The organism is Marinimicrobium sp. UBA4509, assembly GCF_002388575.1.
In the GTDB taxonomy this organism is placed as follows: domain Bacteria; phylum Pseudomonadota; class Gammaproteobacteria; order Pseudomonadales; family Cellvibrionaceae; genus Marinimicrobium; species Marinimicrobium koreense.
The window spans coordinates 1-8,953 of record NZ_DGMV01000022.1 but is presented as its reverse complement, the minus strand read 5'-3'; the positions used below and the strand labels follow the sequence as shown (position 1 = coordinate 8,953).

The window sequence follows — 8,953 nt, the reverse complement described above, 5'->3', positions numbered from 1 at the left end:
TATAGGCCCCACAGCAGCCGGTGGGCAGGGTCGCTTTCTGGGCCTCGGTCAACGCCTCGGCGGGCACCCAGTCAAGATCGCTGGCCTCTGCGTCACGCTCTTCGGTCTCCCGGGCTCCGTCAGCACCCGCCTGGGCAAGCACCTGAGGACTGGCCGCCAGCACCAGACAGCAAAGCCAGCGACGGCCCACCTCGGACCCTGCTGAGCGAAAAAGCGAATAGACTGAATCCATGTAGCTAACGATCTCGGTGTTGGGACTATCTGGATATTGACCTGGCCTTGATATCGACCTGGCTCGTTGCCTGGGTACCTCAGGCTGATGTGGGCCAGTGACAGGAACCGTGCGAAACGCCGGGAATTCTACTTGAATAAGCCCGGTCATGGAATGAAAGCCCGGGATTCAACCCTTTTTCCGGCTACCGGCTTTGACTTCTTGCGGTCAAACCGGGTTAGAATTCCAGTACGCAGTATCCACAATAACGAGGACGCCCCATGACCGACCCGCTCGCGGCTCGACAGGACCAACTGGAACACTGGGCCAGAGCCCAATTGGCCGAGCTGCACGCCCACAGCTCACCGGAGTTGCTGCAGTTCACGCCCCTGAACGGTGATGCGGGCTTTCGCCGCTACTACCGCCTGAACACCGAGCCCTCGCTGCTGGCCGTCGACGCCCCGCCTCCGCAGGAGAACGCTGGCCGCTTTGCCGAGCTGTCCCAGCACTTGCTCAACCACCACATCGCGGTTCCCAAGGTCGCCTCGGTAGACCCCGAAAACGGCTTTTTGTTGCTGGAAGATTTTGGCGACCGGTTGCTGCACCGCGCACTGCGCCAGCAGCCAGAGTCCGCCACCGCCCTGTACGGCGAGGCGCTGATGCAACTGCTCGCGTTGCAGCAGACTCCCGGCAGTGAACATTTCCCGCCCTACGACCAGGCCTTCCTGCGCCGGGAGCTCAACCTGTTTATCGAGTGGTTCCTCGAGGGCATGCTGGGGCTGGATCTTTCCTCCGAAGAGCGTTCACTGCTGGAAGAGGTTTTTGACCGCCTGGAACAGAGCGCCCTGGAGCAACCCCAGGTGGCCGTGCACCGGGACTACCACTCCCGAAATCTGCTGATCCGGCCCGACGGCTGTATGAGCATCGTGGACTTTCAGGATGCGGTCTGGGGCCCGATCACCTATGACCTGGTGTCCCTGCTGCGCGACTGTTACATCCGCTGGCCCGCCGACCAGATCCGCCAGTGGGCCCTGGGCTACGGCAATATGGCCTGCGGCATCGGGTTGCTGGAGGACGTCACCGAGAGCCAGTTCCTGCAGTGGTTCGACTGGATGGGGCTGCAGCGACACCTGAAAGTGCTGGGCATTTTCTCCCGCCTCGCCCTGCGCGACGACAAGCCCCAGTATCTGAAACACCTGCCCCTGGTCATTCGCTATGTGCTCGAAGTGGCCAGCCACTACCCCGAGCTGGCCGATTTTCGCTATTGGTTTGAACACAAGGTGCTGCCCAAGGCCCAGAGCCAGTCGTGGTACGAGGACTATCGGCTGGCGGGCGAGACCACCCCGTGAAAGCCATGATCCTCGCTGCCGGGCTGGGCAAGCGCATGCGCCCGCTCACCGACCACACCCCCAAGCCCCTGCTGGCGGTGGGCGGCAAGCCACTGCTGCAGTACCACCTGGAGGCACTGGCACAAGCCGGCGTACGCGAGGTCATCATCAACACAGCCTACCTGGCCGAAAAAATCGAGCAGTTTGCCGGAGACGGCAACCGTTTTGGCCTGGCGATACACTATTCTCGCGAACCCGAGCCCCTGGAAACCGGCGGCGCCATCTACCGGGCCCTGCCTCTGCTGGGCGAGGCGCCCTTCCTGCTGATCAATGGCGATGTCTGGACCGACTTTCCGCTACCGACACTGACCGAGCCCATCCTGCCCGACTCCGCTCTGGGCCGGCTGCTGCTGGTCCCAAACCCGACATTTCACCCCCGAGGCGACTTCAGCCTGTCCGCCTCGCGGGTTGGCCTGGCGACAGACGCCGAGCGCTATACCTTTGCCGGGGTCAGCCTTCTGCGCCCGGCGCTGGTGGCCCGCTACCCCGAGCGCCGGTCGGTGTTTCCGCTATTGGAAGCCCTGCGCCCCGCCATCGAGGCCGGACAACTGGAAGGTCGGGTGCACCACGGCCAATGGAGTGATGTGGGTACGCCCGAGCGCCTCTCCCAATTGGAGCAACAGCTGCAATCCACCACGGGGTAATCACTATGCTATGTATCGCACACCGGGGTGGGCCCGGGCCGGAAAACAGCCTGGAGGCCATCCGTCGCAGCCTGGCCATGGGCGCACCGGCGATTGAAATTGATGTGTGGCAGTTACACGACGAGCTGTGGGTGACCCACGACCGCCGTCTGGGGCGTGAGATTGCCGGCTATGAGGTCCTGTCCGATCTGTCGCGGGATCACCTCGAAGCCCTGCGCCTGAGCAATGGTGAGCACCTGCCCCGGCTCAGCCAGGTACTGGAGTTGGTTGGTGAGCGCGCCCTGCTAAATATCGAACTGAAAGGCCCGGACTGCGTGGACGCCCTGGTGCGCATTCTCACTGCCCACCGCCAGAATACCGGTCAGAGCCACGATTCCTGGATCGTCTCGAGCTTCGATCACTGCCAGTTGGCTCAGTTACAGCAACGCCTGCCCGAGGTCCGGCGCGGGCTGCTACTCTACGGCGTACCGCTGGATCTTGCGCAGAGCGCGGATCGGATCGATGCGTACAGCGTGCACCTCAGTCAGGACTTCATGCCCGAAGCGCTGATTGAGGATATTCGACAGCGCGGCAGGAAAGTGTGGATCTACACCGCCAATCACCCCAAAGACTGGCGCCGCCTGATGGAAGCTGGGGTGGACGGCATCTTTACCGACCACCCCGATGGACTGATGCGTTATCTGGCCGAGAATTGACCGGCCGGCGCGTTCAGAACTTCCACCCCACACGCACGCCGCCCATACGCGGCTTACCCCAGACACCGTAACCCCAATCGGAACCCAGAGTGTTCTGATAGGTGAAGTACTCTTCATCGGTCAGGTTGGTCACAAAAGCCGCCAACGTCCAGGTGCCCTCGGGGGACATCCAGCTCAGCTTGGCGTTGACCAGTCCGTAGGCCGACTGTTTCGAGTAGGGATCATTTTCAATCTGCAGGAAATGATCGTCCTGCCAACTGTAATCCACCTGATAAGTCAGCTCCCCGCGATCTCCCAGACCCTGGTAGTAACGGGCCACCAGGTTATAGGTCAGATTGGGGGCCGAGGGGAGTTCGTTGCCATCGAAGGTGTACTCATCCCCGGCCACGATGAAGATCTGATCGGAATCAAATTCGGTATCGAGCCAACCCAGCCCGGCAATCACTTCGAAGTTGTCGGTAACCTGCGCATTCACCTCGACCTCGGCACCGGTGCCGGTCACATCGCCCGCATTGGTGATCACACTGCCATCGGCCACCGTCAAGAACACCTGCGCCTGATAGCCTTCCACCTCATAGGTAAACACTGAGGCATTGAGCCGCACGCGGCCACCGGCCATGGTGTTTTTATAACCCAGTTCCAGATTGGTGATATCTTCCGCTTCCACCGGCCGGGTCGCTTCCAGGGAGGCGTTGTAGCTGCCGGAAAAGCCGCCGCTCTTGAAGCCGGTGGACACGCTGCCGTAAATCAGGGTATCCGGGTTGGGGCGCCAATCCAGACCCAGCTTGCCGGTTACCGAGTCCTCTTCCAGGCTGTCCCGAACATCGATCTCCTCATAGAAACTCGGGCCCGCATCCTGACGGAACTGACGCTTTTCTTCGGTATAGCGCACCCCGGCGATACCGGTGAGCTGGGAGGTAAAGTCGTATTCATACTGACCGAATATCGCCCAGGACTGGCTGTCGAGCGACACATCCTCGCGATGAAAAAATTCATACCAGTCATCCGTTCGGGCGCTTTCGGTGGTGGGCGCCTCGGTCAGCAGATCGCGGTGATCATCGTAGTAATACAGCCCGGTCACCCATTTGGACCGGGCGCTTCGGCCATTCACACGGAACTCCTGAGTAAGCTGCTCGGCGTCCACCGAGTACTGCTCATCAAAAAACACCACCGGCGTGCCATCGCCGTCGTCCTGCATGAACTTGTCCAGGGCTTCCAGTGCACTGACCGAAGTGAAAGTCACACCCTCGGTGACCGGCAACTCCACGGTCAATGATGAGCCAAAGGTTTTGATGTCCGTGGTCAGGCCACCCGGCGAACTCGAAGCCACCTGGCCGGGATCGAAAATGCCGCCGGCCGCTTCGCGCCCGGTCATGTCAAAAGTGGCGCTGGTGCACAGCCCCGACTGAATCCGAGCGATGCTACAGGTCGCCGCCGACTCATCCGCCGATTCCAGATAGCCCATGTGGGCAAAGCCCACGGATTGCTGGTCGGCCTGACTGCCATGAACGTTCAGCAACCACTGACCATCGTCATCGTAGTCGCGCAGCAATTGCAGGCGGTAACCGAAACTGTTGGTGTCGTTCAGCTTCTGACCATCCACCGCGTTGACCTGCCAGCCGTCATTGTGAGTGCGTTTGATGGCGGCACGTCCCATCAAACCATCCGCCAGCTGTCCCGACATCATGCCTTCGGCAATCACTTCAGCGTAGCGTCCGTAACTGACGCTGGCCGAGGACTCAAAGGTTTCCGTGGGCCGTTTGGACACGTAGTGAACCAGGCCACCGGTGGTATTGCGCCCGTAAAGGGTGCCCTGGGGGCCACGCAAGACCTCCACCCGTTCAAGATCAAACAGCTGAATCGCCGAACCGGCGGGATTGCCCCGATAGACGTCATCCACATAGAGTGCGACCGGCGACTCCCAGGAATCGGAAAAATTCACCAGACTGATACCGCGCAGACTGATCGACGGGCTGGACGCTTCGCCAAAGATGGCGAAGAAATTCATATTGGGTACTTGCTGGGTGATATCCAGGCCTTCTTCAAAGCCCATCTTTTCGATGGCCGCCCCGGAAAAAGCGGTGACGGCGACGGAGACATCCTGCATCGACTGCTCGCGTTTCTGGGCGGTCACCAGCACCTCTTCAATCACCGACTGAGAGGTGGCGGCAGAGACTGATGAACCGGCACAAGTCAACAGCCCGGCCGTCAGCGCCAAAGCGAAGCGGCGAGCGCGAAACGGCGAAGCGCCGTGGGTGAGACTGGAGGTAATGAATTGGGTGGGTAACGTTCGCTGCATGCGCGTTCTCCTTTTATCCTTGCAGCACAAACCGGCAAACTCCTCGCCGAGCACTTCACATCGATGGCGTACCTCGAACTTGCCCCAAATGCCGTCGCCGACCGAAGGCCACGGCTGACCTAACCTTAGCATCCGCACTGCCCGGGTTCCACGCAGCGCGTCGGGTTGGCACATATGGGCGCATTGAGAGGGAATCAGGTGCCGCCAATACAAAAAAAGGGCGCCTCAATGAGGCACCCTTTTCTCAGGTTTCAGGCCGGAAACGTGAGCTTATTCGATCGGAATGCTGAAGCCGACTACGAATTTGGCTTCGTCGTTCTCGGTTCCATCCACATCGTCAGCTACCAGACCAAGCGTGAAGCTCAGGTTTTCGTTGTAAGCGTAACCAATATCGAAGTGGGCATAGTCATACTCGTGCACACCGTAAGTGAACGAGAAATCACCAACTGCAGCACCCACTGTAGTGTACCAGTAGTCTTCACCATCAGGATTGGCGCTGTTTTCAATGTTATCGTAATAGGTCAGTGAGAATGCTCCGTAGCCCAAGCCGATAACGGCTTCAACCAGATCTCCAGGTCCTGTCGGACTGGCTACCGGCTCTGATGGGTAAGAGTAACTCCACAGACTGATGTCATAAGTGAACCCACCGACCTCAGAACCGTAACCTGCGTACAGATCGTATTCGGTACCGTTGGCGGCGTCACCAGAGGAAGCCCACATACCGGCATAGAAACCGTTGCTGCTTACGTTGATATCGCCCCAGACCGCCGGATCACCGTTGCCCAGATCATAACCACGCCAGTAGTACATGTTGGCAGCACCCACCGAGGCGGACACTTCGGCGTGAGCCACAGGAGCCAGAGCGGCAGAAGCTATTGCAGACGCGGCGACGGCACCAGCCAGGATTTTTTGCTTCATGTTCATGAGTTCTTCCTCTAACGTTGGCGATCTTCGAGTTTTGTGCCCCAGGCTCTCGGCGAACCGAGGGGCTTACCCGATTGTTGTACAGGTACCGGTGCTTTAGCGAAGACCGAGCCAACTTTAAATTTCCTTTTTATATCAATACGTTACAAAAATAAGCCAGCCAGCGCCGAGCGTTATTACTTTTTATGCGCACCATTTTGGCGCAGCCTGTCGCCCTATGGCGCACCATGAAGTTACAGACGCCCTGCCGATGAGCTTTGGCGCCGATTGCCCCACAATCGCTCGATCCCCAGGTCCAGATAACCCAGCAGTGCCACCAACACCAGCGCGGCCCCGGCCACCAGTGAAACGGATATCCGCTCGCCGGCAAACAAAGTGCCCAGCAACAGGGCCAACACAGGTGTCATCAGTGTAATCAACGAAACCGCGCTGGGCGTCATTCGCTGCAAAACGAAATAAAACAAGGTAAACCCCAGAAGTGAGCCCAGCGTCGAGAGGTAAAGCAGCCCAATCAGGCTTCGCTCCGATAACGTCACCGACCATTGTCCGTCGAACAACCACCAGCAGAGAAAGAGCCCCGGCACCGCAAATATCAAGGCCCCGGCGGTCTGCTCGAGGGGACCCGCTCCCTGATCCAGGCGCTTGAGGCTGACACTGCTCAGACTGAACAACCCGCAAGAGAGTAAAATCCCGCCGATGCCGAACGCCGAACGGGCATCAATCTGAAGCTGATCCCAGAAAATAATGCACAAGCCTGCTACGGCCACCAGCAGGGCGATCACTCGGCGGCGGTTAAACGGATTTTCGCGCAAGATGACGCAGCTCAACGCGCCGGTCACAAAAGGGGAGAGCGCAAAAATCACGGCGATCAGCCCCGAGGGAATAAACTGCGCCGACCAGTAGATCACCAGCATATTGGGAAATATGCCAAATGACGCGGCCAGGTAGGCCTTCCACACCCCAGGCTGGGCAAACAACCGACGACGCAGCAACGCCAACAACACCACCGCCAGCGCAGCGGCCAGCCCCATTCGCATCAGCACCGCGGCAAGAAACGACACGCTGTCATTGCTCCACTGGATCGCCAGCGGCGTGGTCGACCAAATCAATACCACCAGGCCATAGGCCAGATACACCTGCACGAGTCACACTCCTTTTGTTGAGGCAGCAATTCCATGCGGCCCCAAAACAAAAAAAGCCGCAGTGGTTGCTGCGGCTTTTTGAAAACGGAACAGGCTGTCTTGTCAGGGTTGCCTCGTTTTCCACCGCGCCATAGGGTGCATACGCACCGCCCAACGCAGGGCGCGCGCCACCAGAATCACCACCGGCATACGGAAAACGTTCATTGAATCACAGACCTCGGATAAAACAGGCAAACCTGCGGGAAACACATAACGAACCGATACATTAAGCGATGCTCACGCAAAGCACAACGAGCAAAGCCGATTTTTTTGTGAGAACATGATGCACCGTATTATTTTGTCGTTTATCTCCTTTTTGCAGTGAAATCTCTATGGATATTTATCTGGTGGGCGGCGCAGTGCGCGACAAGCGGCTCGGTTACCCCTACTCGGAAAAAGACTGGGTCGTGGTGGGCGCGCGCCCGGAGGACCTGCAGGCTCAGGGCTTTACGCCCGTGGGCAAGGATTTCCCGGTGTTTCTCCATCCGCAGACGGGAGAGGAGTACGCCCTGGCGCGCACCGAGCGAAAAACCGCACCCGGCTATACCGGTTTTCAGTTTCACACCGCCCCCGATGTCACTCTGGAGCAGGACCTGGCCCGGCGGGACCTGACCATCAATGCCATGGCGGAGAACGAGCGCGGCGAATTGGTGGACCCCTACGGCGGCGCCCGGGATCTGGAGGCACGTCTGCTCCGGCATGTCTCTCCGGCGTTCAGCGAAGATCCGGTCCGCATTTTACGCGTTGCCCGATTTGCGGCGCGCTATCACCATCTGGGTTTTACCGTTGCGGAGGACACCCTGGCGCTGATGCGCGACATGGTCGCCAGTGGCGAGGTGGATCACCTGGTGCCCGAGCGGGTCTGGAAAGAAATGGAACGGGCTCTGGGGGAGCGGGACCCGCAGGTCTTTATTCAGTGCCTGCGCGACTGCGGCGCGCTCGCCCGGGTACTGCCGGAAGTGGATGCCCTGTTCGGTGTCCCCCAGCGTCCGGAGCATCATCCGGAGGTGGATACCGGCGTGCACTGCCTGATGGTGCTGGAGCAGGCGGCAAAACTGACCGGAGACACACGGGTCCGTTTTGCCGCTCTGATTCACGATCTCGGCAAGGGCGTGACGCCGAAGGAAGAGTGGCCCCGACACATCGGTCACGAGCAACGCAGCCTGCCTCTTGTGGATGCCCTGTGCGAACGTATCACCGCACCCAAGGATTACCGCCGCCTGGCCCGATTGGCGGCGGAGTATCACACCCACGGTCATCGGGCGCTGGAATTGAAACCGGCCACGATACTGAAGCTGCTCAGGGCGGCGGATGCCTTTCGTAAACCGGAACAGTTCGAGCAATTCCTGCTCTGCTGTGAGGCCGACGCCCGGGGGCGTACCGGTTTTGAAGATCGGGATTACGCCCAGGCCGATTATCTGCGCGGTGCCCTGAAAGCCTGCCAGGCGATCGACAACCGTGAGATTGCGGCCCAGGGCCACACCGGGAAAGCCTTTGGTGAGGCGCTGGATCGGGAGCGGTTGGCGCGGCTTTCGGAGTTCAAGGCGAGCCGCGCGTCCTGACTGGGGGGGTGTCGGATGGTGTTGTCGGATTACGCGCGTTGCGCTAATC

The 8,953-nt window shown here is 59.7% G+C and carries 8 protein-coding genes; 4 read left to right on the top strand and 4 right to left on the bottom strand.

The features are described 5' to 3' along the window. The coding region (locus B3520_RS02360) for a hypothetical protein (protein WP_286875323.1) at positions 1–190 on the bottom strand (190 nt) is incomplete at its 3' end. A 302-nt stretch (positions 191–492) separates the two neighbouring features. Between B3520_RS02360 and B3520_RS02355 the strand changes: the two genes are divergently transcribed. From B3520_RS02355 to B3520_RS02345, 3 genes are read left to right on the top strand one after another with little or no spacing between them, the layout of a single operon-like run. Beyond that, positions 493–1,560 (top strand): aminoglycoside phosphotransferase family protein, encoded by a 1,068-nt coding sequence (locus B3520_RS02355; protein ID WP_286805324.1) that lies wholly within the window; start codon positions 493–495, stop codon positions 1,558–1,560. Between the two features lie 5 nt (positions 1,561–1,565). Beyond that, on the top strand, positions 1,566–2,243 hold the full coding sequence (gene murU / locus B3520_RS02350; RefSeq protein ID WP_339619111.1) for an N-acetylmuramate alpha-1-phosphate uridylyltransferase MurU: 678 nt from the start codon (positions 1,566–1,568) through the stop codon (positions 2,241–2,243). Between the two features lie 5 nt (positions 2,244–2,248). Then, positions 2,249–2,938 (top strand): glycerophosphodiester phosphodiesterase, encoded by a 690-nt coding sequence (locus B3520_RS02345; protein WP_286805322.1) that lies wholly within the window; start codon positions 2,249–2,251, stop codon positions 2,936–2,938. A gap of 13 nt (positions 2,939–2,951) precedes the next feature. Here the strand turns inward: B3520_RS02345 and B3520_RS02340 are convergent, their stop codons facing one another. The 3 genes from B3520_RS02340 to B3520_RS02330 all read right to left on the bottom strand — a co-directional run bounded on the left by B3520_RS02340 (position 2,952) and on the right by B3520_RS02330 (position 7,303). After that, positions 2,952–5,237, bottom strand: a complete 2,286-nt coding sequence (locus tag B3520_RS02340; protein WP_286805321.1) for a TonB-dependent receptor — start codon at positions 5,235–5,237, stop codon at positions 2,952–2,954. A gap of 270 nt (positions 5,238–5,507) precedes the next feature. Next, positions 5,508–6,161 (bottom strand): TorF family putative porin, encoded by a 654-nt coding sequence (locus B3520_RS02335; RefSeq protein WP_265365635.1) that lies wholly within the window; start codon positions 6,159–6,161, stop codon positions 5,508–5,510. 233 nt (positions 6,162–6,394) lie between these two features. Next, positions 6,395–7,303 carry a DMT family transporter gene (locus tag B3520_RS02330; protein WP_265365636.1) on the bottom strand — a complete coding sequence of 303 codons (909 nt, stop codon included), beginning with the start codon at positions 7,301–7,303 and terminating at the stop codon, positions 6,395–6,397. A 371-nt stretch (positions 7,304–7,674) separates the two neighbouring features. Here B3520_RS02330 and B3520_RS02325 point away from each other — a divergent pair, with 371 nt between their 5' ends. Next, complete coding sequence (locus B3520_RS02325) at positions 7,675–8,904, top strand: multifunctional CCA addition/repair protein (RefSeq protein WP_286805318.1); 1,230 nt, start codon at positions 7,675–7,677, stop codon at positions 8,902–8,904. The last annotated feature ends 49 nt before the right edge of the window (positions 8,905–8,953 follow it).